The organism is Pantoea sp. Mb-10, from assembly GCF_021272205.1.
Lineage (GTDB): Bacteria > Pseudomonadota > Gammaproteobacteria > Enterobacterales > Enterobacteriaceae > Pantoea.
In genome coordinates this window covers 1-26,051 of sequence record NZ_JAJSDX010000011.1, presented here as the reverse complement: position 1 = coordinate 26,051, position 26,051 = coordinate 1, and the positions used below count along the sequence as shown (strand labels likewise).

At 55.3% G+C, this 26,051-nt stretch carries 29 protein-coding genes and 1 pseudogene; 6 read left to right on the top strand and 24 right to left on the bottom strand.

Translation table 11 applies throughout. From position 1 onward, the window contains the following. Positions 1-145 precede the first annotated feature (145 nt). The 12 genes from LU196_RS18780 to LU196_RS18725 form a co-directional block, all read right to left on the bottom strand. The gene (locus LU196_RS18780; RefSeq protein WP_232757356.1) at positions 146-1,438 is read right to left on the bottom strand and encodes a sorbosone dehydrogenase family protein; all 1,293 of its coding nucleotides are present in this window, start codon (positions 1,436-1,438) and stop codon (positions 146-148) included. Then, complete coding sequence (locus LU196_RS18775) at positions 1,435-1,857, bottom strand: DUF2231 domain-containing protein (RefSeq protein ID WP_232757357.1); 423 nt, start codon at positions 1,855-1,857, stop codon at positions 1,435-1,437. Before LU196_RS18775 ends, LU196_RS18780 begins: the two co-directional genes overlap by 4 nt. 108 nt (positions 1,858-1,965) lie before the next feature. Beyond that, a complete protein-coding gene (locus LU196_RS18770; RefSeq protein ID WP_232757358.1) occupies positions 1,966-2,799 on the bottom strand; it encodes an MBL fold metallo-hydrolase in 834 nt (277 codons plus the stop codon). Between the two features lie 206 nt (positions 2,800-3,005). Then, complete coding sequence (locus LU196_RS18765; protein ID WP_232757359.1) at positions 3,006-3,587, bottom strand: AAA family ATPase; 582 nt, start codon at positions 3,585-3,587, stop codon at positions 3,006-3,008. Then, entirely contained in the window at positions 3,584-4,021 is a 438-nt protein-coding gene (locus LU196_RS18760; protein ID WP_232757360.1) for a PTS sugar transporter subunit IIA, read from the bottom strand. Before LU196_RS18760 ends, LU196_RS18765 begins: the two co-directional genes overlap by 4 nt. Then, positions 4,018-4,299 carry a hypothetical protein gene (locus tag LU196_RS18755; protein WP_232757361.1) on the bottom strand — a complete coding sequence of 94 codons (282 nt, stop codon included), beginning with the start codon at positions 4,297-4,299 and terminating at the stop codon, positions 4,018-4,020. Before LU196_RS18755 ends, LU196_RS18760 begins: the two co-directional genes overlap by 4 nt. A 45-nt stretch (positions 4,300-4,344) precedes the next feature. After that, positions 4,345-5,187, bottom strand: coding sequence for a class II fructose-bisphosphate aldolase (locus LU196_RS18750; protein WP_232757362.1), 843 nt, complete (start codon positions 5,185-5,187; stop codon positions 4,345-4,347). Further along, positions 5,174-6,541 (bottom strand): PTS sugar transporter subunit IIC, encoded by a 1,368-nt coding sequence (locus tag LU196_RS18745; protein ID WP_232757363.1) that lies wholly within the window; start codon positions 6,539-6,541, stop codon positions 5,174-5,176. Before LU196_RS18745 ends, LU196_RS18750 begins: the two co-directional genes overlap by 14 nt. Then, positions 6,534-6,848 (bottom strand): PTS sugar transporter subunit IIB, encoded by a 315-nt coding sequence (locus LU196_RS18740; protein WP_232757364.1) that lies wholly within the window; start codon positions 6,846-6,848, stop codon positions 6,534-6,536. The genes LU196_RS18745 and LU196_RS18740 overlap by 8 nt, the downstream gene beginning before the upstream one ends. Before the next feature lie 10 nt (positions 6,849-6,858). After that, positions 6,859-7,839 carry a 6-phosphofructokinase gene (locus tag LU196_RS18735; RefSeq protein WP_232757365.1) on the bottom strand — a complete coding sequence of 327 codons (981 nt, stop codon included), beginning with the start codon at positions 7,837-7,839 and terminating at the stop codon, positions 6,859-6,861. Between the two features lie 513 nt (positions 7,840-8,352). Next, a complete protein-coding gene (locus tag LU196_RS18730; RefSeq protein ID WP_304622743.1) occupies positions 8,353-9,303 on the bottom strand; it encodes an alpha/beta fold hydrolase in 951 nt (316 codons plus the stop codon). Between the two features lie 15 nt (positions 9,304-9,318). Next, the gene (locus LU196_RS18725) at positions 9,319-10,449 is read right to left on the bottom strand and encodes an MFS transporter (RefSeq protein WP_232758214.1); all 1,131 of its coding nucleotides are present in this window, start codon (positions 10,447-10,449) and stop codon (positions 9,319-9,321) included. Positions 10,450-10,725: 276 nt separating this feature from the next. Between LU196_RS18725 and LU196_RS18720 the strand changes: the two genes are divergently transcribed. Further along, a complete protein-coding gene (locus LU196_RS18720) occupies positions 10,726-11,349 on the top strand; it encodes a TetR/AcrR family transcriptional regulator (protein WP_232757366.1) in 624 nt (207 codons plus the stop codon). Between the two features lie 147 nt (positions 11,350-11,496). Here the strand turns inward: LU196_RS18720 and LU196_RS18715 are convergent, their stop codons facing one another. The 9 genes from LU196_RS18715 to LU196_RS18675 all read right to left on the bottom strand — a co-directional run bounded on the left by LU196_RS18715 (position 11,497) and on the right by LU196_RS18675 (position 19,879). Beyond that, positions 11,497-11,952, bottom strand: coding sequence for a hypothetical protein (locus LU196_RS18715; protein ID WP_232757367.1), 456 nt, complete (start codon positions 11,950-11,952; stop codon positions 11,497-11,499). A 528-nt stretch (positions 11,953-12,480) separates the two neighbouring features. Then, positions 12,481-12,801 carry a hypothetical protein gene (locus LU196_RS18710; protein WP_232757368.1) on the bottom strand — a complete coding sequence of 107 codons (321 nt, stop codon included), beginning with the start codon at positions 12,799-12,801 and terminating at the stop codon, positions 12,481-12,483. A 384-nt stretch (positions 12,802-13,185) separates the two neighbouring features. Beyond that, on the bottom strand, positions 13,186-15,492 hold the full coding sequence (pqqF, locus tag LU196_RS18705) for a pyrroloquinoline quinone biosynthesis protein PqqF (RefSeq protein WP_232757369.1): 2,307 nt from the start codon (positions 15,490-15,492) through the stop codon (positions 13,186-13,188). Further along, the gene (pqqE, locus tag LU196_RS18700; protein WP_232757370.1) at positions 15,492-16,631 is read right to left on the bottom strand and encodes a pyrroloquinoline quinone biosynthesis protein PqqE; all 1,140 of its coding nucleotides are present in this window, start codon (positions 16,629-16,631) and stop codon (positions 15,492-15,494) included. Before pqqE ends, pqqF begins: the two co-directional genes overlap by 1 nt. Further along, positions 16,618-16,896, bottom strand: coding sequence for a pyrroloquinoline quinone biosynthesis peptide chaperone PqqD (pqqD, locus tag LU196_RS18695; protein WP_232758215.1), 279 nt, complete (start codon positions 16,894-16,896; stop codon positions 16,618-16,620). The genes pqqE and pqqD overlap by 14 nt, the downstream gene beginning before the upstream one ends. 4 nt (positions 16,897-16,900) lie before the next feature. Further along, entirely contained in the window at positions 16,901-17,656 is a 756-nt protein-coding gene (gene pqqC, locus LU196_RS18690; protein ID WP_232757371.1) for a pyrroloquinoline-quinone synthase PqqC, read from the bottom strand. Then, positions 17,653-18,579 carry a pyrroloquinoline quinone biosynthesis protein PqqB gene (gene pqqB, locus LU196_RS18685; RefSeq protein WP_232757372.1) on the bottom strand — a complete coding sequence of 309 codons (927 nt, stop codon included), beginning with the start codon at positions 18,577-18,579 and terminating at the stop codon, positions 17,653-17,655. Before pqqB ends, pqqC begins: the two co-directional genes overlap by 4 nt. A gap of 54 nt (positions 18,580-18,633) precedes the next feature. Continuing rightward, entirely contained in the window at positions 18,634-18,705 is a 72-nt protein-coding gene (gene pqqA, locus LU196_RS18680) for a pyrroloquinoline quinone precursor peptide PqqA (RefSeq protein WP_010617686.1), read from the bottom strand. A gap of 148 nt (positions 18,706-18,853) precedes the next feature. After that, positions 18,854-19,879, bottom strand: coding sequence for a dipeptidase (locus LU196_RS18675; protein WP_232757373.1), 1,026 nt, complete (start codon positions 19,877-19,879; stop codon positions 18,854-18,856). Between the two features lie 103 nt (positions 19,880-19,982). On the opposite strand from LU196_RS18675, the gene LU196_RS18670 reads away from it, so the two are divergent. After that, a complete protein-coding gene (locus LU196_RS18670) occupies positions 19,983-20,522 on the top strand; it encodes a DUF2058 domain-containing protein (RefSeq protein ID WP_232757374.1) in 540 nt (179 codons plus the stop codon). A gap of 62 nt (positions 20,523-20,584) precedes the next feature. Here the strand turns inward: LU196_RS18670 and LU196_RS18665 are convergent, their stop codons facing one another. Further along, positions 20,585-20,827, bottom strand: a complete 243-nt coding sequence (locus tag LU196_RS18665; RefSeq protein ID WP_232757375.1) for a hypothetical protein — start codon at positions 20,825-20,827, stop codon at positions 20,585-20,587. Positions 20,828-20,845: 18 nt separating this feature from the next. Further along, positions 20,846-21,718 carry an NAD(P)-dependent oxidoreductase gene (locus LU196_RS18660; RefSeq protein WP_232757376.1) on the bottom strand — a complete coding sequence of 291 codons (873 nt, stop codon included), beginning with the start codon at positions 21,716-21,718 and terminating at the stop codon, positions 20,846-20,848. 204 nt (positions 21,719-21,922) lie between these two features. On the opposite strand from LU196_RS18660, the pseudogene LU196_RS18655 reads away from it, so the two are divergent. From LU196_RS18655 to LU196_RS18640, 4 genes and pseudogenes are all read left to right on the top strand, one after another. Then, positions 21,923-22,183 (top strand): annotated as a pseudogene (locus tag LU196_RS18655) (TonB-dependent siderophore receptor); the annotation flags it as partial. A 159-nt stretch (positions 22,184-22,342) separates the two neighbouring features. Further along, a complete protein-coding gene (gene pqqA, locus LU196_RS18650; protein ID WP_232758216.1) occupies positions 22,343-22,414 on the top strand; it encodes a pyrroloquinoline quinone precursor peptide PqqA in 72 nt (23 codons plus the stop codon). A gap of 387 nt (positions 22,415-22,801) precedes the next feature. Beyond that, entirely contained in the window at positions 22,802-23,275 is a 474-nt protein-coding gene (locus tag LU196_RS18645) for a hypothetical protein (RefSeq protein WP_232757377.1), read from the top strand. 514 nt (positions 23,276-23,789) lie between these two features. Further along, complete coding sequence (locus LU196_RS18640) at positions 23,790-24,365, top strand: hypothetical protein (protein WP_232757378.1); 576 nt, start codon at positions 23,790-23,792, stop codon at positions 24,363-24,365. A 451-nt stretch (positions 24,366-24,816) separates the two neighbouring features. Here the strand turns inward: LU196_RS18640 and umuC are convergent. After that, positions 24,817-26,051 (bottom strand): translesion error-prone DNA polymerase V subunit UmuC (gene umuC / locus LU196_RS18635; protein WP_232778291.1); only part of this gene is annotated, 1,235 nt, incomplete at its 5' end.

The window sequence follows — 26,051 nt, the reverse complement described above, 5'->3', positions numbered from 1 at the left end:
TTGAAATATTTCCCGTCACATTTTATGATTTGCCCTGTGAGGAGTGCTGAGCACCCGTTCGCCGTCCGGTTACCAGCCGCAACGCGAACAAAAAAATAAGGATTTGGCTTTAGGGGCCAAATCCTTTTTTTATGCCTGCTGTGGGCTACTGCGCAGCGCTAATGCGCCAAATGGCGTTCCCCGCGTCATCGGCGATCAGCACACCTCCCTGCTGATCCGCGGCTAACCCCACCGGCAGACCGCGCACCTGTTTGCCATCGTCCGTCAGGAAACCGGTCACCACCGGCTGCGGTTCCCCCACGGGCTTGCCGTTTTCAAATTTCACCCACACCACCTGATAGCCATTAAGCGGCGTGCGGTTCCAGCTTCCGTGCTCGCTAATAAAGGCGCCGCCGCGATACTGCGGCATATTCTCCGCGCCGTAAAACAGCAGCCCCAGCGGCGCAACGTGTGAACTGAGCGCGTAATCGGGCTTGATGGCTTTCTCCACCAGATCGGGCCGTGGCGGCTGCGCCCGCACGTCAACGTGCTGACCAAAATAGCTATAGGGCCAGCCATAAAAACCTTTATCTTGCACCGACGTCATATAGTCCGGCACCAGATCGGAGCCGATCTCATCGCGTTCGTTGACCACTGCCCACAGCTTGCCGCTCTGCGGTTCCCACTGCAGCCCCGTTGGATTACGGATGCCGCTGGCAAAAATTCGGCTTGCGCCGCTTGCCGCATCCACCTCTAGCACCGCCGCGCGGCGATACTCTTCACCCAGGCCATTTTCCCCGACGTTGCTGTTCGATCCGACGCCGACATAGAGTTTGCTGCCGTCCGGACTTGCCAGCAGCGATTTGGTCCAGTGGTGATTGATAGGCCCGCCAGGCAGCTCGGTGACGAGTTCTGGCGGGGTGCGAATTTCCGTCTGCCCGGTTTCATAGGGGAATTTTACCAGGCTATCGGCATTGGCTACGTAGAGCGTGTTGCCCACCAGCTGCATGCCAAACGGCGACGTTAAGTGCTCAATAAAGCGATGCTGCTCCCATTTGCCATTCACATTGCGCAGCAACGTGATACGGTTGCCGCCCTCGCCGCCCTTGCCTGAGGCCTTCTGCACGATCCCCATGATCAGCTGTTTGGGGGCGGTGATGGGTTTGGGCTGCCCGTTTGACTCGGCAACCAATACATCATTGTTCGGCAGCACCAGCACCTGACGCGGATGCTGTAACTGGTCGGCAATTTTTTCAATCTTCAATCCCTGCGCCACCTTCGGCATCTCTCCCGCTTTCCACGCGACGCCTTCCGGCACCTGCATCGGCGGCATCAGAAAGTTCTGCGCCTGCGGCAATTCCGGATTGGGACCAATCTGTTTTTGCGGATCGAGTCTGGCGCCGTCATCACAGCCGCTGAGCAGCACCGCCAGGGCGATTACACTGAGCATCGGTTTCATGGCTGACCTCCCAGCACACGCGGCGCGCGCAGCGTTTGTAGCAGATTGGCCAGCAGCATCAGCGCCACCACCAGCGTGGAGAGCGTGACGCCAAGCGGCACCACGACATAGGCGTCGCGGCTGTGAATAAACGCATTCACAATCGCCAGCACAATGGCGGCCAGCGTCAGCCAGAAGTGCGTCTTTTCTCCCGCTGTCGCGCCGCGAAATAGGTAAATCAGGCTGATAAGTCGAGGCAGAATAGCCAGCACCAGTCCAAAGGCAATAAGCCAGCTCGCGGATTTGGTCCACATAATCACAAAGGTTTGCAGATAAATGATGTCAAACAGCCAGGCAGCAAAGAAAAAGCCCAGCGGCAGCGGCTCCAGCAGCGTGTAAATCGCCACGCCGAGTCGCGATCGTCCCGAGGTATACAGCATGTTACTCTCCCTATTCCTGTTTATTATCCGACGGTCGCCGCGCAGCGCGACACCGCCTGTAAAAGATTAGTAGAGATAAAGCATGCCGCGGTGATGAATCGCGAAAAGCTAGGGGGCGGACTGGCATTGCGCCAGTTCGCGCGCATCGTGGCTGCAAAACAGTTGGATCGTGCTGGCATGCTCTAAAGAGAGCGCGCGCAGCCGCTGTTGATTATGTCGCCAGGCGGCCACGTCGCTGCACATGAGACGCTGATACGCACGCAGGCCGGGTGTGCAGTGGCGTTCGGTATGGCGCATTTCATCGCGATAAAACCAGGCATCTCCGCCGTGCAGCAGCCAGCCGCCCGCATGGCGGATCGCCACGCCGCTGTGGCCCGGCGTGTGTCCCGGCAGCGGCACAAATAAGATGTCATCGTTAAAATCATCCAGCGCGCGCACGGCATCAAACCCGAACCACCGCTCTCCCTGGCTGGGATAGCCGCGCCAGCCGTCATGCGTGCGCCACTGCTGGGGCCGGTAGCGCTGTCGATTAAGCCAGGTGGCGTTGCGCTGGCTCATGTAATCCAGTTCATGCTGCAAAAGGTGGATTTTCGCTGACGGAAAATCACTGATGCCACCTGCGTGATCGAAGTCGAGGTGGGTCAAAATAATATGGCGCACGTCCGCCGCACGAAAGCCCAATAATTCAATTTGCGTTTTTGCGCATAAGGACTCGCGGTAGCGAATATTATTTAGCGCACGGAAAAAGCCGGAGAGTCGCTGGGCGGGATGCGCAACATCCTCACGGCCGAAACCGGTATCCACTAATACCAGTCCCTGCCTTTCGGTTTCGAGTAATAAGCAGTGACACACCAGATGGGCGAAAAGCCCGCGGCTAACGCCATCAAACAGCGCACCGCCAACAGGACACATGCATCCGCAGTTAAGATGATGAATACGCACAGGCCGCTCCTAAAAAAAAAAGCGCAGAAAACTCTGCGCGAGAAAGAAATAAACGAAGCAAGAGATAACAGGCGTTGATGTATATATGGAAGAGGATGGTGCATTTTGCAAACGCAGCGAGATCGGCAATCCACGCTTTTTTTAAGCATAAAAGCCGCTGCGTTTCGATACCTTACGCGCGAAGATTCTCTGCCTGCGGGAGTGCGTTAGCCCGAACGTGACAGGCGCGATGGCAAGGCCGACGCTGCAAGCTGACCATGCAACCAGCGGCAAGCGGCGTCAACATCCAGCGCGCCTGCCGCCAGCGACAGCACCGGCCCCAGCGCCATCGGACGCGCCGTCTCCGCCAGCTTATGCAGTTCTGGCAGGTATTCCGCGCCGGGATGACCGGGCAGGCGCTGCGTGAGACGCGCCTGGTAGCGTGACACCGCCTCATCCGGCGAGATCGCCAACCACAGCTCCAGCACGCGCGTGACGCCAGCCTGCTCAAGCCCTTCCTGCAGCACCGAAACTGGCTGAAATCCGAACCAGGCGTCAATCAGCCAGGTGCACTCGGCTGGCGCCTGACCCACCACGTTCCACATCGCCTGATAGGCCGCACAGCCTAGCTGGCGGTTACGCTGGCGATCCACCGGCGCAAAATAGCGCATAAACGGCTCTTTAAGGCTATCCAGCGTCAGCACGGGAAAACCCAACTGCTGCGCCAGCGCGCGAGTCAACGTGCTTTTTCCCGACGCCGGGATACCGTTCACCAGCACCACCGTTTTCTGTTTGCAGGACATATTCATAGAATATCGATGACCTCCGCTGCACTGCTGGCGTGACGCAGGCGCACCAGCGTTTGCTCATCGTCCAATAACGTGACGATGGCGCGGATCCCCTCTTCAATGTGGGCATTACTGTCGCGCGCGCCGAACAGGATCACAATGTCCGCTTTTTCACTGCCCTGAAAGGAGATGGGATGCGTCAGCACCACCAGACTAAAACAGTCTTTCAGCACCCCGCTCTCCGGCCGGGCGTGCGGAATAGCGATCCCTTCGTCAAACACGTAATACGCGCCGTGGGTTAAGGTATTGGCGATCACGGCCTCGGGATACGACGGCTGGAGGTAGCCGCCTTTCACCAAAGGGCTGGCGGCCAGGGCGATCGCTTCCCGCCAGTCGCTGGTGGTAATGCCCACCTGAATGGCGTCCGCCTCCTGCAGCAACTGTTTTATGCTCATCCCGCCTCCTGGATTGAGCTGCGAATGGTGTTGCGCAGCGCATCAATCTTCACGAATAACGCGTCGATTTCCGGACGAAACCGCGCGCTTTTCGCATACAGCGGCAGCGCGCGGTTATAGGCGAGCATCAGCTGTTTTTGCGTTTCTGTCTCGCGCGGTGCGCTGGCCAACCGCTGCTCCAGCTGGTGGATCTCAGCGCTGAGGCTTTCGGCTTGCTGCTCAATGTCCTGATTTTGCGGGCGCGCTGCGTCGGCGCCCTTTTTAAATAATCCAAACATAGCGTCTCCTGCCTGACGTGAAAGGGACATGGTGAATGCGCTGGCCTAGCGGAACAGCGACATTTTCTCCACTAAAACATGCGTCACGGCATCGTTGGCCGGCACCAGAAAATTCCGCACGCTGTCGTTGACCTTGCCCTTTTCAAAGGTTTGTTTGCAGTTGGCGACCCACTGCACGTTCATTTCGGTGCCCACGTTGACCTTTTCGATACCGCTTTGCACCGCCAAACGCATATCTTCGTCGCTGACGCCGGTTCCCCCGTGCAGCACCAGCGGCGTGTGTGTGGCGGCAGTGATGTCAGCCAGCCGCTGGTGCTGGATCTGCGCTTTGCCGGTATAGAGGCCGTGCACGGTACCGATGGAGATGGCCAGCATATCCACGCCGGTTTCCTGCACAAAGCGCCGGGCGTCATCCACCGTGGTAAACGCGGTTTCGCTCATGGCGACGCACTTGCCATCTTCTGACCCGCCAATGGCGCCCAGCTCAGCCTCAACCGAAACATTCGCCGGACGTGCCATGTCGATCACCCGCCGCGTGTTAGCAATATTCTCATCAATCGGCAGATGCGAGCCGTCGTACATTACCGAGCTAAAGCCCGCGTCGATGGCCGTTTGAATCGCCGGTAAATCCGAGCAGTGGTCGAGGTGCAAGCAGGCGGGCACATCGCGGCTTTCTGACAGCGAGCGAATGGCATCCACCAGCAGTTTATGGCCGAGGTATTTTGCGGTGCCAGTTGAAATCTGAATCATTAACGGACTGTGGGTTTTTTCCGCCGCGCTGAAAAAGGCGGGCAGCATCTCCAGACAGTGCAGGTTGAAGGAGCCCAGCGCTTTGAAATCACGCTGTTTAGCCACCTGTAACAGCTCGGTGAAGTTATACAGTTTCATGCGGTTTTTCCTCGTGGGAGTGAGTGGATTTTCCGTTAACAAACCAGGCAATGACGGTAATGAACAGGACAAACAGCGCGACAAACAGCCAGTTATTTTGGAAAGCGTGTCCCAGCACCAGTCCGGTGCTAATGACGTCAGAATCGCTGAAGGTCACACCGGTGAAGCCATAGCTCTCCAGCATCGGTACCAAAATGGCCGGCAGGAAGGTGATAAACAGGCCGTGCACGAAACCGCCAATCATCGCGCCGCGTCGACCGCCCAACGCGTTGCCAAACACGCCGGCGGTGCCGCCTGCAAAGAAGTTGGTGAGCAGGCCGGGCAGGATCATCGCCAGCCCGAACATTGGGAACACCAACATGCCGACCACCGATCCCAACGTGGTGGCGAGGAAGCCGACGATCACCGCGTTGGGCGCGTACGGGAACATCACCGGGCAATCCAGCGCGGGCTTGGCGTCCGGCACCAGGCGCATGGCAATGCCGCGAAACGCCGGGACCAGCTCATTCAGCAGTAACCGCACGCCGCTGTAGAGCACAAATACCCCGGCGACAAACTGAATGGATTGCATAAAGGCGTACATCAGGTAGTTCATGCCGTTGCTGTACTGCGCAATAAACGACGGGCCGGCCGCCAGCGCCGGGATCAGGTACATCGGCACCATGACTACCGCCATCGACAGATAGGTGTCCTGCAGAAACTTGAAGTTATCGGGAAGCTTGAGATCCTCAGTGGAGCGCGATCCTTTACCCACCACTTTCGCCACCGCCGCCGTTAGCAGATAGCCGATGGTGCAGAAGTGGCCGAGCGCCACATCGTCAGAGTCGGTAATGCGCCGCACCACCGGCTGTGCCAGCGCGGGCATGACCACCGCCATCACGCCGCCAAAAATGCCGCCGGTGAGAATCAGCGGCAGACCGGTGAGCCCGGCTTTGTAGCCAATGACCGCGCCAATCGTGGCCATCCACAGCAGCGCTTGTCCGGTGAGGAAGATGTATTTAAACGGCGTAATGCGGGCGATGATGATGTTCACCACAAAGATCACCAGCAGCGTCAGCGCCACTTCTGAACCCAGCTCGCGGTTCGCTAATCCGGCAATGGCGGCCACGTCGGTGATATAACCCTGCATGCCAAAACCGTGGGTGAAGATGGTATTGAGGAAGGTCAAGGCACCCACAATAATGTTGATGCCGGCCATCATAATTAAAAAGCCCAGCAGCGTTTTAAAGGTGCCCTCCACCACTTTGCCCGGGGATTTTTTTTGCAGCACCAGACCAATAAGCGCGATAAATGCAATCAGTATGGAGGCCTGGCCCAGCAAATCTTTAATCAGGAAGTTCATTACACTATTCATGGCTGGCTGCCTTAATATTGTGCTCTTTCATAAATGCGACGATTTTCTCTTCGATTTCCGCTTTATCAGTCAGGCGATTAAGAATAATGACGCGTTTCATTTGTTCCGGGCTGGCATCAGCATTTAATACATCGGCAAATGCTTTTTGCGTGAGAATCATGTCAGACTTAAAGGCGTTGGCTTCAGAAATGGTGGTGTGATCAATATCCGCATCGATTTCAAGCTTTTTTAATACCGACTTCGCGCTCATTTCGATCGCAAAACTTGAACCTAAACCACAGCCACACACACATAATATTTTCAGCATGGTTATTTCCTCACAGGATATGCAATTGTTTAGCGAGTTTGTAATAGTGCCCTTCAACATCAACCAGGCGTTTTTTCATGCTTATTAAATCGATCGGTATCGGTCGATGATTGCTATTAATAATCACCGCCTTATTGCGCATTCCCGATTGAATACAGCGCGCGACTTCACTGGCCATAATGGTGCCCTGGTATATTTCCTCGCAGGTGGGATCGCCACTGCGTAACCCGTAACCGATAATGGTTTTGCGAATACGTACCCCAATCAGCGGCTCGAGCTGTTTGATCAGCGTATCTATTGCCCCCTGAAAGCCGGGAGAATATTCGCGCGTATAGCCCTCCGAGCACAGAATCACTACGCTGTTTTGTGCCGCCAGCCGTTGGGTGATGCGCTCTGCTAATAGCGCAGGCGCGATTTGACACTCCGGAATCAGCGCGAAGTCGGCGTTGGATTTAATCGCTGATTGCAGCGTTAATTCACCACAATAACCGCCGAGCAGTTCGACCATAAATACGCGGCCGGTCAAAGCCCGCCCGGTATTGCGTAATTTAGTGACCTCTTTTAATACCTGTTCACACGCGGTAGAAAAGCCGATGGTGTAATCGCTGCCGAAGACATCATTGTCGATTGTCATGCCCACGCCAAAACAGTTCACCCCGCATTCACTGAGCGCATGGAGAAATTGCAGCGAACCATCCCCGCCCGCCATAATTAATACATCGATGCGCAGCGACTTGAGCTGTTTGGCAATCACGTCATACTCCTGACGCATTAATTTCCGCGTGGTGCGCCCGGACTGCATAATCGGAATGGCGGTGATAGAAAAATCCACTAAATCGCGCGAGGATATTTCCTGGTGACGATTTTCCAGCAACCCGGGTATGCCGCCATTAAATAACACCATCTCTGCTTGCATCATGCGCGAGATTTGATAGATGAAATTATTAATACCGCTTACATCTCCGCCGCTGATCGCTATGCCAATTCTCATTGCCGCGCTCCCGTGAATTGCGTCTGAGGCACATTGTTCCGGGCTGAGGCTTTTGTATTTGCAAGTGAGATCACATATTCATTACGTATTACGCGGCAAGAACCGTTGACAAAGGGCGCCACGAGGCGTTTTTTGTGATTAACATCACGGAGAGAAGCGCGGGCGCAATAAATATTATCTTTTTTATTTCAGCAGGTTGTAGCTTAGCCGCGCATTTAAATCACGCCGCTGTTTTGGTGAGCGTGGGATAATTTTGCTTTCGCTTTGATTTGTGACTGCACGCTCATTATTGGGGGAACGGAGGACGCGGAATCTGGCCGCTCAGTCGGTGGGGCTGTCGTAGACGCGGGTCGCTTCCCGTGACGCTGGCTTACCCTGGACGGCTTCCGGGAGTGGCTGCCGCCCCGCTGCGGTATAGGCGCCAAAGGCCGAACGCTCGACCTTTGGCCTTCTCCACCCTGCGCCAGCCTGACGCGACGCGCAGATGCGCACGCTCAGCGGTCAGGCGTAGATTTAGGGGGCGTTGAGAAAATCAAGCACCGCCGCGTTAAGCGCCGCAGAACACTCCTCAGGGAGCCAGTGGCCACAGCCAGGTAACACTTTGCCTGTCACATTAGAAGCAAAGTGACGAATTTGTTGTGCCTGATACTCCCCCATGCCGCCATGGCCGCCGCCGCCAATGGCCAGAACCGGCACGTCGATGGGGGATTGCGACAGGCGTTTATTGTCCTCTACGCCCTGATTCAGCACGCGATAATATTCAAATGCGGCATGCAGGCTGTGGGGCTTAGCATAGGATCGTGCGTACATGCCCAGTAACTCATCGGTGAAAACGGCCTTATTAGTGGCGTGTTCTTTGATGAAATGGGTGAAAAAGGCCGACTCTCTTCCTTTAATCAGCGTTTCAGCCAGTTGGTTCTGCGCGGCAAAAAAGCTGAAGTGCCACACCAGTGATTCTCCCTGCGGGGTGAAGGCCGGAAAGGTATAAATGCTGTCATCGGGAATAGGCGCTTCCATCAGCACCACGCGACGCAACTGATCTTGATGCTTCACCAGCATCGGATAGGTATTCCAGTTGCCGATATCGTGGGAGACCACATCAAACGGTTTTCCCCCGCTGAATGTCACAGCCAATTTATACAGGATCGGCGCGACTTCTGTTGCGCGATAGGATCGCGGCACGCCAGACTCACCCAAGCCGGGTAGATCCGGAGCCACAACGGTGTGGTTTTTCGCGAGCTCAGGCAGCAACTGATGCCATTCATACCAGGTCTGCCCAAATCCGTGCACCAGATACACCAGCGGACCTTTGCCGCCTTTCACGTAATGCATGCGCACGCCGTCAATATCGCGGTATTCGCTGGTGAACCCCTGAGGCAGAGGGAACGCCTCGGCGTCAACGGCCGTGGCACTGGCGAGTAGCAGAATGAGAAGCTTGAACGGGGTAACGAGTCGATTAAACATATTTTTTCCTGTGCGTTATCTGTGGTTGGCGCGCGCGCCGGTTTTAAAGCCGTGATGTTTTGCCTGCCAGGCGATGTAAAACGCCACGAGCAGAAGCACGATCAGCACGGGCGGAAATGCCCCGGCGCCTGCGTGCTCAAGCAGAATTCCCCCCGTCACACCGCCAGCGGCGATGGCGCCGTTCCAGGCCACCACGTTCATGGAAAGCGCGATATCAGCGCCGGCACCTGCAGCATCGGCCAATGCGGTTTGCAGTAGCGTTGCCGCACCGCCAAACGTCAGCCCCCAGATCACCACGCCTGCGTACACCACGGCGGGCGTGTGTGCGTAAAAGAGGAAAGCGAGAGACACCAGCATGAAACCCACCAAGCTGATTAACACGCTAAGGCGCAGAGCGTGGTCGACGAGCCGCCCCGTCACGGCAATGGCCGCAAGGGCTGCAAGCCCAAACACCAGCAAGACGGTATCCGTCCGCCCCTCCAGCCCTGATAAGGTGAGAAACGGCGCGATATAGGTGTAAAGGATGTTGTGCGCCAGCATCCAGCCCATGACCACACCCAGAACGGGCCGCACGCCGGGTGTGGTGAACACCTGCGCAATCCCCCCGCTTTTTTGGCGCGGCTGGCCAGGATAATCCGGGACGTAGGCCAGCACCCACCCGATCAACACTACCGTCAGCGCAGAAATTGAGACGAACACCACGCGCCAGCCAAGCCATCCGCCTAACCACGTGCCAAGGGGTAGCCCAAGCGACAGCGCAATCGGGGTGCCAACCATCGCAATTGCCATGGCTTTGCCCTGTTGTGAAACCGCCACCATTCGACGCGCATAGCCAGCCAGCAGGCTCCAGGAAAGGCCAGCCGCGACGCCGGCGCAGAAACGCGCGATGAGGGTTAACCCGTAGTGACTCGACCACGCCGTTACCGAGTTGAAGATCAGAAAACCCACAATGGCGAGCAGCAATACCGTTCTGCGCCGCCAGCTTTGCGTGGCCAGCGTCAGCGGAATCGCGGCGATCAGCGAACCCAGCGCGTAGGCCGTCACCGTTTGTCCGGCAAGCGAAAGTGAAACCCCCAGCCCTTCTGCCATTGGGGGCAGCAGCCCCGCAGGCAACGTTTCCGTAATAATGCAAATGAAGCCCGTCATTGCCAGCGCCAGCAGGGCTGATACAGGCAGTACGTCTGGTTGCTCCACACGTGCCTCGCTTCTGCTCACGGCTCTTTTATTCTCCATAGGTTCCCTCACAATTATGTATCGACCGGTATATATATAAGCGTAGGCTGTTTGGGCATCGCATCACCCGAGGCGCTTGAGTCGCCCCACTTATGTATTGATTGGTAAACTAGTGAGACACGCAGGGTTTGTCAACTACATGTGTATCGTTTAGTATATTAGTCACAATGGGATGCGTGGAGATGACAGATGGCAACGATGGGACGCCCCAGAACGTTTAATCGGGACAATGCCGTTGAGCAAGCGATGCTGCTTTTTTGGCAGCATGGCTACGAGTCTACGTCGCTTGCCCAACTGAAAGCAGCCATGGGCAACGGTATTTCGTCACCCAGTTTTTATGCCGCGTTTGGCTCAAAAGAGGCGCTGTATCGCGAGTGTATACAGCGCTATTTGGCAACCTATGGCCAGGTAACGCGCTTCTTGTGGGACAGCGCTCTCTCTCCACGCGAAGCCCTGGAAACCACGTTACGCCAGTCCGCCAAAATGCAGTGCGAGCCCGGCCATCCGGCAGGCTGCATGGTGTCGCTGGGCGTGATGAGCGCGACCTCCTCCGAGCATAAAGCCGTGGCAGAGCCGCTGATGCGCTCGCGCGAGCGAACGCGTGCGGGGGTCATCGCAACGATCCAACGTGGTATCGCGGCAGGCGAGCTGCGTGACGACGCAAACATCACTGCCCTCGCCGCCTTGTTTTGCGGTTTTCTCTTCGGTATTTCCATTCAGGCGCGTGACGGAGTCAGCATTGAGGAACTCCACAACGCGATCGCGGAAATCATGCAGGTGTGGGACGGTTATCGCGTGATAGATGCGGCGTGAGCAGCAAGGCCGTTGAGCGCCACGAGGTAATTGAATACGCAGCGCAGCGCGTGCGATTGAATGCAAAACGCTGCGCGGAGTTTTCCTGCCGCGTGGCCTGCTACACGGAATCTCAATGCTAAAACATGAGGTCATTTTTGCCTGAAATTACCGCGATGCCGCTTGCAAAGACATCAAAGATAAGACGCCTACATCGCAATATTGATTGATATATTTATCCGTCATGTTGAATGTCCCTACTACGAACTTTGTCTCTGTCAGTGTGAATAATTGGATATTTAATATGCTACTGCCATCTTTGGCGTTTGACTTAAAAACAATCAGCCAAGCTTTGTTCCCATCGACAGTCACGGGTAACGCCTTGGGCTTTAGCGCTTTTACAAGATCCAACATTCCCTCTTTTACACTGTCAATATCAACAAGACCCGACGAGGCTTTTTCAGTTAACCCCAAAGAGACGGCACCATCATCGTTAGCATAAATATATTTAGGTTTATTTTTTAACGATGGATATTTAATGTCCGCTAACACATCTGGCATTTTGGTGAAGTTCTCAGGGATTTTAATCGTCAGGTCCAGAGGCTGGATGGTCAACGCTTTCATTACGTCCTCCCTCTGCGGGTGTTTACCGCAGATATTCATAACAGCAGCCTCATCGCTTTCAGCGAGCGCGAGTGTAGGGAAGAGGCAAAGCAATAAAAAGAGTATTCTCATATCAATAATCCAGGTAAAAAGTCTATTTTTTATAACAGGTGTCAACGGCACCGCCGTACGCTACTCAGCGCGATTCTGTAGCGGAATGGCCTTTTCCTGCGTTTACGCTGAGTAAACCTTGAAGCACGTTTAATTCCGATATTTCCGCGTGACGGTGCAGTGAAAATTGTTCTCCACGGATGCGTAGCTGCCGATGTTGAAAATGTCCGCGCCCAGCACAAAGCAGAGAATTCACTCACCGACGTTGTTCAAGACGCGTAATCTGGTCAGCCAAAAAGCGAGAATACGCAGCGTTCAGGATTGCCCCTTTATTCAGCATTGCAGCGTGCATGTTGAACTGTCCAAGCTGGCGCATGCTGATTCGCCCAGTGCGCTGCGACAACTATCCGATGAAGGCCCCAGCAACGTTTATACCCGTCACTTCTGAATGACCAGCACCCAATAGGTTTTTGCTAACTCTTCGGGGTTTGGCGGGATTTGGCCGGGTTTTATCGCTGATAACGCGGTGGTATCCGCCTGCTCAATCACATGCGTGATTTGCCATCCGGCCTGTGACAGTGAGGAAACCGTGCCCGTTAGTCCGCGTCCACAGGTAAAGGATGTGGTGTCAGACAGTTCCGCATCTTTATTAGACTGTGGCAACGCGGCTGAACGACAAACGTGGGCCTCATTCGCTAATGACGCTGTGGAGATGAGCCCTAATAACAGCAGTGGCATCACGGGTTTTAACAGTTTCATGAACTTTATTTCCTTATAAAACGAGCCTGGCCTGTGGATACATTTCTGCCCTTACATGTCGCGACGCGCCTTAATACTCGGTCGCACACCCTGACCTTATCCAGAAACACGGCGTTCGGCCAGCGTATTTTTTGCCGGGGCTTCGTGCTTATTACTGAAACGCAGCACGAGAACGTTAACCCGCGCGCCGCATGCGCGTCGTAATCGAATGATGGATTCATCGCGCATACATTGGGTGCATTCAAGAGGTTGTTCTGCACACGGAGAAAGCTATTCCTGCGCAAAGGCCGATCTTATCGCGCTGCACCTGCAAACTCCTGTGCCGTACCATGGGCTGCGAGCGGGGCGTAAGCGTATAACGTCATTACTGCCGTAAACTTCCCACTACTGCCCCGCGACCAGCACGCGCCAGCGGCGGCGCCCGCGCCGCAGCGTCTCGTGCACATCCTGAATCAGCGGCACAGTAAGCGCATCGATGGCGTAAGGCGTCAGGTTTGCCAGGCCCTGCTGCTGACGCAGCGCCTGCAGCGCCGCATCCGCGTTATCTTTTGGCACACATTGCTCACGCAGCGTGGCCTGCCAGGCGGCCAGCATCGCGGGCGGGGCGTCATTAAGCGCCTGTGACATTTCACGCAGAAAAGCACGGCAATGTTTAAGCAACTGCGGCCACGGTGTCGCGGGCGACTGCAGCGCCAGCAGGATGCCGTCGATATCGGCAACGCGCTGGTAGCGCGCCGACACCACGTAGCCAACCGGCTCGTCCACCCGCAGCCGCTGGAAAAAGCGCGGGCCCAGCATCAATGCCAGCGCCTGAAGCGCGGCGAGACGCTGGTCATCGGCATTCAGCAGCGGCATGAAAATCAGCAGCGCGTGATCGGCTGTGCCGCAGGCGATGCGCGTCAGGCCGCGCTGCACGACGAGCATAGGGGCACGATCGGTGAGCGGCGCGCGCAGCTGGCTGAGCAGATGCGCCAGCGTCTGTGCCTCTGCGCCCTCCTCGCCGCACCACGCCGCGATCCAGGCGGGTTCCACAACGGGCGCGATCAGCGCCGTCGGCATGGCCGCCAAGAGCTGACGGATGGCGAGGTTGCCCTCGGGCGCAGGCACGCTGCACGCTTCATCCGCATTTAATGCCGCCAGCACCGCCTGCACGCTGTGCAGATCGGGCGCGGGCGGCAAATCCAGGCGCAGCTGCCACGCCCCCTGCGTAAACTGCCAACTGCCCGCGCCTCCCGCATGGCGCAGCAGCGCCAGCGCGCCGCGCAGCATGCGCTGGCGTGCGCGGGCCGCGGGTTCGCTCAGCGGCTGATAAAACGCGGGCCGCAGCAGTAACAGGCGGCCGGGTTGATACATCGGCACCAGCAAAAGCGGCTGAGGATGCGGCGGCAGCGTAAGCGGCTCGGGTGCCGATGCTGTCGGGTAAAAGGTAAAAACTGCGGGCGTTGCTGCGGGCGCAGCACCAGGCGGCCACGCGGCCAGCTGCAAAGTGAGGCCCTGCGAGTGAACCTCCACGCCTTGCGTCACGTCCCGCTGGGTGAGCAAACGACGGCGCGGTGCCTGAGGTAGCGCGGCCAACAGCGGCTCGCTATCCGGCAGCGTCGGCCCGGGCGCGAATCCGAATGCGCGCGCGCGCAGCTGGGCCAGCGGCGACTGGGCGTTGAAGTCCTGCTGCACCCGACGCTGATAGTGCTGCCGCTGGCACCTCGACGTGGCACACAGCGCCGTCTGATGCTGCCAGAACATCGACTCGATCTGCTGCGCCATCGCGGGCGTAATGCGCGGCGCACTGAAACGCAGCGCCAGCCAGCAATGGTCGGAGGCAAGCTGCAGCCACTGCATGTGGAGTGAATCGCACAGGCCCGCCTGACGCAGCTGCGCCAGTAGACTACCTGGCGCGTCATCCTGCCAAAAAGCCCCCACCAAAGTGACAGCGTCACGTAAAACTGGCGCAGGGGCGTCTAAGAGAAGCGTCAGCCAAAAGTGCTCATCGCCTGCCAGTTGCAACAGGGTGTCACTGACCTGCGGTAACGGCAGCGGCGATGGCGCGTCGCCACCAGACGGCAGCGAAGCGAACTGCTGCGCAACGTCAGCCAACTCCGCCAGCGACTGCGGACCTTGCAGCCAAAGCTGCATGGCGCCCGCGTGGTAAAAACGGCGGTGGAAATCTCGCAGCGCGTGCTGCACCTCGGTGACGTTGTCACCGAAAGCCGCGCGACTGCCAATGCGAAAGCGCGTGTAAGGTTCCCCTGCCGCCGCCAGCAGCGCCGCTTCGCACAGCGTTTCGCCGTGGTGCGCCAATAACCGGTATTCGGCGTCGATCACCGCACACTCTTGTGCCACGGACGCCGCGCTAAACTGCGGAGTCGTCAGCATGGCGCTAAGGCGAGCTGCGCCTGCTGCCAGCTTGGGTGCAGGCACCTGAAAGAAAAATGCGCTCTGGCTTAGCTGCGTGGTGGCGTTGACCTCGCCGCCCTGCTGCTGAACCCACGGCATCAGCCGCTGCGCATCGTTAAAGTGCTGGCAGTCGCCAAACAGCGTGTGCTCCAGCAGGTGCGCCAGTCCCGGCCAGCCCTCGGGCTCATTCAGGCTTCCCACCTGCACGCTAACCAGCGCGGCCGCCTCTCGCGCCTCGGGCTGGTGGTGTAGGTGGCAGCGCAGGCCGTTGGCCAGCACAAGCTGACGCACGCCCATCAGCGGATCCGCTGTTTGAAAATCAGATCGGAGTTGCTGCGGTTGCGGAACTGCAGCTGTGCGATTTTAATGTCGCTGCAGCTCGCTTCCCGCCGCGCCTCAAGAATTTTGCCGTGATGCGGAGACTTGCTGCAAACCGGATCGGTGTTATCCGCGTTACCGGTGAGCATGTACGCCTGGCAGCGACATCCGCCGAAATCTTTCTCTTTTTCGTCGCAGGAGCGGCACGGTTCCGGCATCCAATCAAAGCCGCGGTAGCGGTTGAAGCCAAACGAGTTGTACCAAATATCCTGCAGGCTCTGGGTGAGCACCGACGGAAATTCAATCGGCAGCTGGCGCGCGCTGTGACAAGGCAGCGCGGTGCCTTCCGGCGTGACGCTGAGGAAGATCGATCCCCAACCGCCCATGCAGGGCTTAGGCCGCTCCTCATAATAATCGGGCGTCACAAACAACAGATTCGTGAGATTGCCGCTCTCGCTCATGCGCGCACGGTACTCTGCCACCACCGCTTCCGCGCGTGCGATCTGCTCGCGCGTCGGCAGCAGTCCCTGACGGTTCAGGTGCGCCCAGCCGTAAAACTGGCAGGTAGCCAGCTCCACGTCATCGGCCTCCAGCTCGATGCACAGGTCGATGATGTTGCCGATCTGATCGATATTGTGCCGGTGCAGCACAAAATTCAGCACCATCGGATAGCCGTGCGCCTTGACCGCTTTCGCCATCTCCAGCTTTTGCTGGAAGGCTTTTTTTGAGCCGGCCAGCGCGGCATTCAGCGTTTCGTCGCTGGCCTGAAAACTGATCTGAATATGATCCAGTCCGGCGTCGGCAAAGGCGTCGAGTTTTTTGGCGGTCAGGCCAATGCCAGAGGTGATCAGATTGGTATAAAAACCCAGATCGCGCGCGGCCTGAATCAGTTCGGGCAGATCTTTGCGCGTCAGCGGTTCACCGCCGGAGAAGCCGAGCTGCACACTGCCCATGGCGCGCGCCTGACGAAACACCTCAATCCACTGCGCGGTGGTGAGCTCCTGCTCCTGCTGCGCAAAATCCAGCGGATTGGAGCAGTAAGGACACTGTAATGGACAGCGATACGTCAGCTCGGCCAGCAGCCACAGCGGCGGTGTAGCAGGGTTATTCGGGTTCACGGCACTGGATCCATTTCTGTTCGATGGCGGATTGCAAGAAGGCTTTTACATCGTCATCCACCCCACCCGCCTCGGGAAAACGGGCGTTAAGCGTGGCAATGATCGCGGCGACATCCTGCTTGCCGGTGACTAATTCAAGGATCGCCGTCGCGGTCTCGTTGAGTTTTGCCATGCCTTCTGGATAGAGCACCACATGGCTGTCCTGCGCCGGTTCCCATTGCAGACGATAACCACGGCGAAATGCCGGAATCAGGTTGTCTTTCATCATGTTATACCAATCTCGTGCTATGCCAGGCGATCTGGTCGGTGACGGTATGATACGGCGGACGCTGCAGCGCATAGGCCATAGTCATGGCATCCAGCATCGTCCAGAGTATGTCGAGTTTGAATTGCAGGATCTCCAGCATCCGCGTTTGCTGCTCAGCGGTGGTAAACACCTCCAGCGCCAGCGCCAGGCCGTGTTCCACGTCGCGATTCGCCTGGCTGAGGCGATTGCGGAAGTAGAAATACCCCTCTTCTTTGATCCACGGATAGTGCTGCGGCCAGCTGTCAAGGCGCGACTGGTGGATCTGCGGCGCGAACAGCTCAGTCAACGAGCTGCACGCGGCTTCCTGCCAGTTCGCACGGCGCGCAAAGTTGACGTAAGCGTCCACGGCAAAGCGCACGCCGGGCAGCACCAGTTTTTCCGACAGCAGCACGTCGCGCGGCAGGCCCACCGCCTCGCCGAGCTGAAGCCAGGCTTCAATGCCGCCCTCTTGGCCGTTGCTGCCATCGTGATCGAGGATGCGCTGCACCCATTTGCGGCGCGTGGCGGCATCCGGGCAGTTTGCCATGATGGCGGCATCTTTCAGCGGAATATTGGTCTGGTAATAGAAGCGGTTGGCTACCCAGCCCTGAATCTGCTCACGCGTAGCGTCGCCGTTGTGCATGGCGATGTGGTACGGATGATGAATATGGTAGAAAGCCCCTTTGGCCCGCAGTGCCTGCTCAAATTCAGCGGGCGTCAGTGCGTCGGTAATGATCACGATGCGCGCTCCTGTAAATGAATCGTCATCCCGTCCCAGCTCACTTCAATGCCCTGCTGCGTCAGATACTGCCGCTGCGGCGACTGTTCGTTGAGAATCGGATTGGTGTTGTTAATGTGGATCAAAATTTTGCGTTTGGCCGGTAATGACGCCAGCAGCGCCATCAGCCCCTGCTCTTCCGCCAGCGCCAAATGGCCCATGGCTTTGCCGGTATTTTTGCCCACGCCGGTGGTCAGCAGTTCGTCGTCCTGCCACACGGTGCCGTCAATCAGCAAGCAGTCGGCTTTATGCAGCCACGGCATGATGACCGCATCGGGTTCACCGAGCCCCGGGGCGTACAGCAACGTCTGGCCGTTGGCGAGATTTTCAATAAACAGCGCCACGTTGTGGCCAGGCAGCGGCCGATCGCGATAGGGCGAGTACGGCGGCGCGTTACTGAGGATCGGGATAGCGGTGAACTGCAAGGTTGAACACACCGCCACCGTGAACGGTTCAAGCGGCGTTAACGTATGATGCTGCAGGCCGCCATTCCAGTGCTGCAGCATGGTAAAAAGGGGGAAGCCGCTGGTGAGATCGCCGTGGACTTCTGGCGTGCACCATACCTGATGCGGGCAGCCCTCACGCAGGCTTAGCAGGCCGGTGGTATGGTCGATCTGGCTGTCGGTCAAAATGATACTACCAATTGCCGTGCCGCGCAGAACGCCTTGCTTCACCAACTCTGGCGTGTGGGCAATTTGCTGGGCGATATCCGGCGAAGCGTTGCACAGCACCCAATCTTCACCGTTATCGCTGACAATAATGGAGGATTGCGTGCGCGGCTGCGCCTGCAGCGTGCCGTTGCGTAAACCGCTGCAATTCGCACAGTTGCAATTCCACTGCGGGAAGCCTCCGCCTGCTGCGGAACCAAGAACTTTGATGAACATGAGAAAAAGCCAGCTAAAAAAGAGAAAGCCCGCACAGAAGGCGGGCAAGAGGTCTTAGCGGTTGGAAATGTAAAGGGTCACTTCCAGGCCCAGACGCAGGTCAACAAATTCAGGTTTTTTCCACATACTCTTATCCTCATTAAGTAAAACGCAGAGCAAATCTGCGAGAAACGCGCGCATCAGTGAACGAATCCACTGACAGCACAGCCAAACGCGCGGCGATGTTGCGCCAATGTCACAGAGAGATCAAGCCTGATTTGACGGGAAAAGATCGCTATTCCTGCCAAATTCGCTGTAACACCCGCAGCCAGTTGTCCCACGTAATGCGCGTGAGCGTTGACTGATCATAGTCGAGCTCACGCAGCAGCGCACAGAGGCGCGGTAAGCCGGTGACATCTTTCAGCGCGAGAGGCACTGCGACACCATCGAAATCCGAACCAAATGCTACGTTTTCCTCGCCCATTATGGCAATCAAATGCGCAAGGTGTTTAGCAATTTCGATCAATGGCGTGTCGCCGTCGCGTTTGCCGTCGGGGCGCAAGAACGCATTGCCGAAGTTTATCCCCACAACGCCGCCGCTGGCCGCAATGGCGCGCAGTTGCGCATCGGTAAGATTGCGCGGCTGCGCGCAGCGCGCGTGGGCGTTGGAGTGCGTCGCCACCAGCGGCGCGCGCGATAGACGCGCCGTGTCCCAAAAGGCGTTTTCATTCATGTGCGAAACATCGATCAGCATACGGTGCTGATTGGCGGCGGCAATCAGCGCCTCACCGGCGGGGGTTAAACCTGGGCCGCTGTCCGGCGTGCCGGGAAAGGCACCGGTGACGCCTGCGCCAAAGCGATTAGGGAGATTCCAGAAGGGTCCGAGACTGCGCACGCCAGCCCGATAAAAAGCCGCCAGCGCATCGCCCTCGGCGTCAAACCCGTCCGCCCCTTCAATATGCGCCACCATGGCGAGCACGCCGTCGGCGCGACAGGCAATGATATCGGCGGCGGTAAGGCACACCCGCGCCCGCCCTTCGGATCGCGCCGCCAGCGTGTGCAGAATGTCCAGCTGCTGCCACAGCACATCCAGCGGCTGCCAGCGATCGGCTGCGCGCTGAGGCGCCACGTCTTTGACATAGCGCAGCGGCGGCACAAACAGCGCAAACAGGCCGCCTGCAAAGCCGCTCTGCTGCATGCGGGGGAAATCAAGATGATTGCCAGCGATGCCGTTAAAAAACGCGGCGGCGGGATCGGCACGATGATGCAGCCACAAATGCAGCAGCAGATCGTTGTGGCCATCAAACACAGGATTCAACATAACGCATTACCTAAAATAGAATGCGCGTATGCTACGCCGCTGTGACGCATCCGCCAACTGCCGCTATAATCCCGCGCATCATGTACCGCATTCAGAGATGACAATGAGCAAACTCACCTTACAAGAGCAGATGCTGCAGGCCGGTCTGGTTAGCAGCAAAAAAATGGCGAAAGTCCAGCGCACCGCGAAGAAATCCCGCGTGCAGGCGCGCGAGGCGCGTGAAGCCGTGGAAGAAAATAAGAAAGCGCAGCAGGCGCGCGATAAGCAGCTGAACGAACAGCAAAAGCAGGACGCATTAGCCAAAGAGTATAAGGCGCAGATCAAACAGCTGATCGCAATGAACAAGCTTACCGCTGCCCAAGGCGATATCGCTTTTAACTTCACCGACGGCAGCCTGATTAAAAAAATCACGGTAAATAAGCTGACGCACGCGCAGCTGGTTAACGGGCGCTTAGCGATTGCGCGCGAAGACGCAGACCGCGACGGTGAGCCACGCTATGCGCTGATCCCCGCCAGCGTAGCGGATAAAATCGCCCAGCGCGACGCCAGCTATATTGTTCTGAACAGCGCCCTGACGCAGGATGCGCTGGACGAAGACGATCCCTACGCCGACTTTAAAGTGCCCGACGATTTAATGTGGTAAAACGGCACGCGGAGCGCGATTCGGCAGCGTGCTGAATTGCGCCCCGCTTGCTCTGCCTCGCTTTACCCTCGCACCAGTAGCGTCACCAGGCCAAATAGGCCTCCCGTCATGAAGCCATATTCCAGATCGGCCTCATCTTTGCGAATGGCGTAATAGCGCTTCAGGGCATTTTCGGCGCAGGTGGCGGTCACCTCGTTGAACTGCTTCTCAAATCCCTGCGCCACCAGCGTTTCCGCACTCTGCGCGTCCTGCCGTTCTACTGCCACCACCTGACGGCCTTTTTTGTAAAAGAGAAAATCGGGCATGATCGACTCCTGATTGCGTTAGCGTGAGGGAGTGGCGAGATATTGATAGACCGCCGCCAAATCTTGCTCACCATAGCCTGCGTCGACGGCCTGTTGCCAGACATCAACAATGTTTTCCAGCGCTGGCAGGCGCGCCTCTTGTGCTGCGTCCAGTGCCAGGCGGGCATCTTTCAACGCCCAGTTGAGGTGCATTTGCGGGGTGTAATCGCCGCTGGCGATCATGCCCAGCTTCATTTTGGCATAGGGTGCAGCCAGCGGGCCGCCGTCCAATACCTGCCAGAGGTCGTCGGTGCTAAAACCAAACTCCGCCGCAAGGCGTGTGCTTTCTGCCAGGCTCTGCATCAGGCCAATTAGCCAGCTGTTGACCACCAGCTTCATGCGCGAGCTGGCCCCGGCCTCGCCCAACCACTGGGTGCCTTTGCCGATGGCGGCAAACACCTGCTCAGCCGCCTGCGCCCGCGTGCGATCGCCGCTGGCCAGTACCAGAATCTGTGCATTTTCCGCTGGCGCTTTGGTGCCGGAAACCGGCGCATCAATAAACAGCACGTCAGGGCGCGACTGCGTAAGATCGGCGATCAGCGCGTCGGTTGCGTCAATGCCGATGGTGCCCATCTGGCATACCGTTGCACCCTGCTTCAGCCCTGGCACGGCTTCACGCAGCGTCTGACGCGTGGTATCGCCGTCGGCGAGCATGGCGATCACCACGTCGGCGCCCTCTACCGCCTCACGCGGCGTAGCTGCGAGGTGCAGGCCCGCATCAATCAAATCCTCGCCTTTGGCGCGCGTGCGATTCCAGCCGCGCACCACAAAGCCTTTTTTCAACAGATTGGCGGCAAAGGCGTGACCCATTGCGCCTAAGCCCAGTACGGCAACTGCCGGTTGCTGACTCATGATTTCTTCCTTAAATAGCTTCAGACCAAACATTGAGACTGACAGATAATTGCGCCGTCAGCCACCGCGCATCGCATTTTGCCCGCACCGGGCAGCATAGTCCGTGCTACTGTTACCGCGTTTTGCAAAATGCGACAAAACCATTACCCTGAGCGCGTTTTGTTACTTCGGCGGCAGACGCCGCGCTTTATACGGTCTTTCACAATGAAAATTACACGACTGCAGCAGGCACCGCTCTGGGTGCTGCCTGCGCTCCTTCCTTTTCCGCTACTGGCAGCGGAAAGCGTCAATCAAACGCTGGTGGTCAGCGCCGCGCCAGCCAGCGCTGGCCTGTCCGAATTAGATACCCCTGCCGCACTGAGCGTGGTGAGCGGCGATGAGATGCGCCACGCCACGCCGCGCGTCAACCTCTCGGAAAGCCTCAACGGCGTGCCGGGTTTGCAGCTGCAAAACCGCCAAAACTATGAATACTCGTAAAAAACAATGGCTTATTTTACATTATCCCATTGTTATTAAAGGATAATATGGAATGGGTCATAAAAAATATGTACTCATTTATGTACTCAATTCACTTAAAGTTATTCTAGTGGGTTGGGACTTTCAGAACTTTCAGGAGAATCCAACATGTGGAAGAAGCCAGAATTTGTAGATATGCGTCTCGGTCTTGAAGTGACCTTGTACATTTCGAATCGTTAAGACTAATGCCCGCCTCTCAGCGGGCATTTCTTCCAAGTAAGGTCAGGAGGCATCTGTAACATTAAACTCTTACCTTAACGTTTCAAAGCGCATAACAGAACTGTATATTCACACAGCCCTTGCAGTTATATGACACGACTTGAAAAATTTAGCATCGAACGACGAGAGTCTGAGTTTACAGATTTGGTATGATTTCCAGCGAAAGAGACACTTTTCTAGCTATAATTAGATTTAAGAATTTTCCGGCCGGTCACATTCAGGAGCAGCAAAACACCCAATACTCCCACAATACCCTTGCATCTATAGCTCAAAAATTAGCGCAGCAATTCGTTATATTAATCAACGTAATACAAAAATTAGGAATGGAATAAGGTAAGGAAGACTCAGATGGAAAACAGTAAAAATGAATATAATGGCGAACAAAAACCTACTCAAAATGTAATGCAAAATGATGTTATTTACATAATTAAGTGGTGGATGAGAGCTGCAACCCTTCTCTTGGTAATTGGTATTATGTTCATGAGTAAGTTTATGCATGAACACAAGAATGCATGGATAGGGATATACGGCGTAGGTTGTGTTTGCTTTATATACTTCTTAATGCTTTACAGTATTTATGGAACATTCCCGAACAGGCAAAAGGCTTTAAAAGCCTATATGGATGTTATCGCAAACCTTTTGGCTTTAGGAACGCTTATTTTTTCCTACGTATACATAAAGTTTTTTGGCAGAGCAGAAAACCTATTTGATCATATATCTACCACAATGGGTGACGTGGTAATTGGCGTCATATGTGGAGTTTTGCTGGCACGCGTCGCTTTTCCATTGTGGGACTTGTATTCAAAATACAGGAAGATTTAATGCACTGTTGCTAGGAATTTATTAAATTATTTTCTATAAAATTATTTTTGATGCTTTTGGAGTTACTTCATCGCATAATTTATCACAACCATTTCTCTACAATGGGCCTGAATGCTGGAGTGCGCTCAACCATGGTGGCCAACTGTATCAGGTGATAAGCATACTCATTGGTTGATGCCTATCCTGCGAGTATGCCTTCACTAAGCCGCTTGCGCATTGAGACAAAATTGTTATTAGATTATTTTTTACTAATCCTAGCTTGCCTTTGCTTTTATGGATTATTCTGTTGGCTTACAGCTTTGATGTCGCAGGCAGACACATCGTGAGATTGCTAAGTAACCTATTGATATAAAGGACATAACCAGCCTATCTAAAACCATTTCTTACATTAAGTCATGCATTTAATTCCTATCTCCATAACTAAAATTTAAAGTATGCCATAAAAATCATTGACTTAGTGATTGCAATTGACTTAGATTACTATTCCACCAATATATTCACATGGCGATACTCCATGGATTTTTTAACGTTTTTATCATCAATTATTAAATCAATAGCATGGCCATTTGTAGTAATTTTCACACTCTATTTCGGCAGAAATGATATTCTCAAACTTGTTAGAGAGCTCAAATCATTTAAATACGATAAATTTGAAATATTATTCGAACAAAGAATAGAAGAAGCTGCCTCTCAAGCTGATGTTATAGCTGACGAAAATCAAGATGCGTTAGATAAAGACTACCAAGAATTTCTTTTATTTAGCCCTTTTGAAGCTGTCATTAGGTCTTTTAACAAACTATACCAAACTTCTTACTTCGCTTTTGATAAATTAACTGACTCTGGTAGGATATCAAATAAGAATTTAAAACTGTTAAAGAGAAACCCATCCTCCTTGACTTTATCTAGAATGGCCAGCATTTTTCGTAATTATGAACTGATCGGTGATGACGAACAAATTTTATTCAGGGAATTAAACTCAGTTAGAAACATGGCCAATCGCAGAACAGATATGAAGATTACAAAGGAAAGCGCAGAAAGCTATGTAAAATCAGTTTTTACATTAATAAATAAAATCAACAACTTCGCTTAGCTTTTTTTAAAGGACCTTCAGGCCGTTAATTCACATTTCTCCCGGACTGATAAAAACCCAGGCAAAAGCATCTTCTTACGGCTGCTTTTATATTCGATGCTTTATATAATGGAGAAATTTTTATACTAGACTAATGAAAAATCTTAAATCTTTCAAAGTGCAATGTCGTCAATATTTTGATGTAGTATGCTGATTTCATGCGTAACAACCCTGACCACTACCACATCCTCAAGCCAGTCATCTACCAACGTCAATCCATTGTCAGTGATGATCCTGTATGGATGGAAAAATATCTGCCCCCATTCCGATAAGCCCGACATATCAAGCAGCACGGTATCGCCGTTCTGTGGCCGCCTCAATTCATCAACGATGCAACTGCGCCCCTTCCACTCAGTCAGGTAACACGTCCGACTGGTAGGAAGTATCTGCTGCAGCGGCTGAAGGATAAAAGTCACTTCGCAACGGGAAGGTCCGAATACCTTGTTGTGTATGCCGGTGACAGCATCTCTCGCTTCATAGCCCACGCTTTCTGGATACCCTGCCCTGCAAACCATAGTTTCCCCTTACCGCTCTGGTTAATACCGTCAACGACGCGCATAAGCGCCTCGCTATTGGCCTGTGGTTTAAATTCATCAAAGAGGTTGAGCTGCGCAACGCCCTGGCTGAAAAAATCACCCAGCATTACGCCAGCTTTCATATAGCGATGACCGCTCAGCCAGATACGATCCAGTGCCTCCATAGCGACACGGATAATGTCTCTGGTGTCGTTGGTCGGGGTGCTCAGCTTTCTCATGGCCTGATTGCCATAAAAAACCTCACCCACGGCATGAGGGCTGGTTCTGACGAATACGGCGACATGGCGGCAATACTGTTTTTCGCCCCGCAGCTTTTCTGCAGCACGCTCAGCGAAAGCACACACCGCCTGCCTCATCTCCATATAATCGGTGATGCGGTGTCCAAATGACCGGGAGCAAACAATCTGCTGCTTGGTTGGCGCAAACTCTTCCAGCTCAAGGCATGGCTCGCCGCGCAGTTCTCTGACCGTTCTCTCAAGAACCACATTGAAGTGTTTGCGTATGATGTACGTGCTCTGCTCTGACAGGTCTTTAGCCGTGACGATGCCCATGGCGTTGAGCTTTTTGCTGATGCGGCGGCCCACGCCCCACACATCCTCAACCGCCACCAGCGCCATGAGTTTTTTCTGCCGTTCAACGTTAGATAAATCCACGACGCCACCCGTCTGGCTCCACTTTTTGGCAGCATGATTTGCCAGCTTTGCCAGCGTCTTGGTTTGCGCTATTCCGACGCCCACGGTCAAATGCGTTTCGCTTTTTACCCGCTCCCGTATATCGCGCCCGTAATTCTCAAGCGGCTTAAGCCGGCGCATGCCTGAAAGGTTCAGGAAAGCTTCGTCAATCGAATAAATTTCTACGTTGGGCGCCATATCTTCCAGCGTCATCATCACGCGGCTGCTCATGTCGGCATAAAGCGCGTAGTTTGAACTGAAAACCTGCACCCTGTGGCGGCGCAGGTCATCTTTCATTTTGAAGAACGGATCACCCATTTTTATGCCGAGCTTCTTCGCTTCAGCAGACCGGGCAATTACGCAGCCGTCATTGTTACTGAGAACGACGACGGGTAGCCCCCGCAGGTCTGGACGAAATACCGTTTCGCACGAGGCATAAA

Bases quoted from the DNA above. Each gene is read 5' to 3' on its own strand.
- pqqB (WP_232757372.1), bottom strand. From the start codon at position 18,579: ATGTTCATCAAAGTTCTTGGTTCCGCAGCAGGCGGAGGCTTCCCGCAG.
- LU196_RS18640 (WP_232757378.1), top strand. From the start codon at position 23,790: ATGGATTTTTTAACGTTTTTATCATCAATTATTAAATCAATAGCATGG.
- LU196_RS18740 (WP_232757364.1), bottom strand. From the start codon at position 6,848: ATGCTGAAAATATTATGTGTGTGTGGCTGTGGTTTAGGTTCAAGTTTT.
- LU196_RS18730 (WP_304622743.1), bottom strand. From the start codon at position 9,303: ATGTTTAATCGACTCGTTACCCCGTTCAAGCTTCTCATTCTGCTACTC.
- LU196_RS18765 (WP_232757359.1), bottom strand. From the start codon at position 3,587: ATGAATATGTCCTGCAAACAGAAAACGGTGGTGCTGGTGAACGGTATC.
- LU196_RS18750 (WP_232757362.1), bottom strand. From the start codon at position 5,187: ATGAAACTGTATAACTTCACCGAGCTGTTACAGGTGGCTAAACAGCGT.
- pqqF (WP_232757369.1), bottom strand. From the start codon at position 15,492: ATGGGCGTGCGTCAGCTTGTGCTGGCCAACGGCCTGCGCTGCCACCTA.
- pqqD (WP_232758215.1), bottom strand. From the start codon at position 16,896: ATGAAAGACAACCTGATTCCGGCATTTCGCCGTGGTTATCGTCTGCAA.
- LU196_RS18745 (WP_232757363.1), bottom strand. From the start codon at position 6,541: ATGAATAGTGTAATGAACTTCCTGATTAAAGATTTGCTGGGCCAGGCC.
- LU196_RS18670 (WP_232757374.1), top strand. From the start codon at position 19,983: ATGAGCAAACTCACCTTACAAGAGCAGATGCTGCAGGCCGGTCTGGTT.
- LU196_RS18660 (WP_232757376.1), bottom strand. From the start codon at position 21,718: ATGAGTCAGCAACCGGCAGTTGCCGTACTGGGCTTAGGCGCAATGGGT.
- LU196_RS18720 (WP_232757366.1), top strand. From the start codon at position 10,726: ATGGCAACGATGGGACGCCCCAGAACGTTTAATCGGGACAATGCCGTT.
- LU196_RS18725 (WP_232758214.1), bottom strand. From the start codon at position 10,449: ATGACGGGCTTCATTTGCATTATTACGGAAACGTTGCCTGCGGGGCTG.
- LU196_RS18710 (WP_232757368.1), bottom strand. From the start codon at position 12,801: ATGAAACTGTTAAAACCCGTGATGCCACTGCTGTTATTAGGGCTCATC.
- LU196_RS18760 (WP_232757360.1), bottom strand. From the start codon at position 4,021: ATGAGCATAAAACAGTTGCTGCAGGAGGCGGACGCCATTCAGGTGGGC.
- LU196_RS18715 (WP_232757367.1), bottom strand. From the start codon at position 11,952: ATGAAAGCGTTGACCATCCAGCCTCTGGACCTGACGATTAAAATCCCT.
- LU196_RS18775 (WP_232757357.1), bottom strand. From the start codon at position 1,857: ATGCTGTATACCTCGGGACGATCGCGACTCGGCGTGGCGATTTACACG.
- LU196_RS18755 (WP_232757361.1), bottom strand. From the start codon at position 4,299: ATGTTTGGATTATTTAAAAAGGGCGCCGACGCAGCGCGCCCGCAAAAT.
- LU196_RS18665 (WP_232757375.1), bottom strand. From the start codon at position 20,827: ATGCCCGATTTTCTCTTTTACAAAAAAGGCCGTCAGGTGGTGGCAGTA.
- LU196_RS18735 (WP_232757365.1), bottom strand. From the start codon at position 7,839: ATGAGAATTGGCATAGCGATCAGCGGCGGAGATGTAAGCGGTATTAAT.
- LU196_RS18645 (WP_232757377.1), top strand. From the start codon at position 22,802: ATGGAAAACAGTAAAAATGAATATAATGGCGAACAAAAACCTACTCAA.
- LU196_RS18780 (WP_232757356.1), bottom strand. From the start codon at position 1,438: ATGAAACCGATGCTCAGTGTAATCGCCCTGGCGGTGCTGCTCAGCGGC.
- LU196_RS18675 (WP_232757373.1), bottom strand. From the start codon at position 19,879: ATGTTGAATCCTGTGTTTGATGGCCACAACGATCTGCTGCTGCATTTG.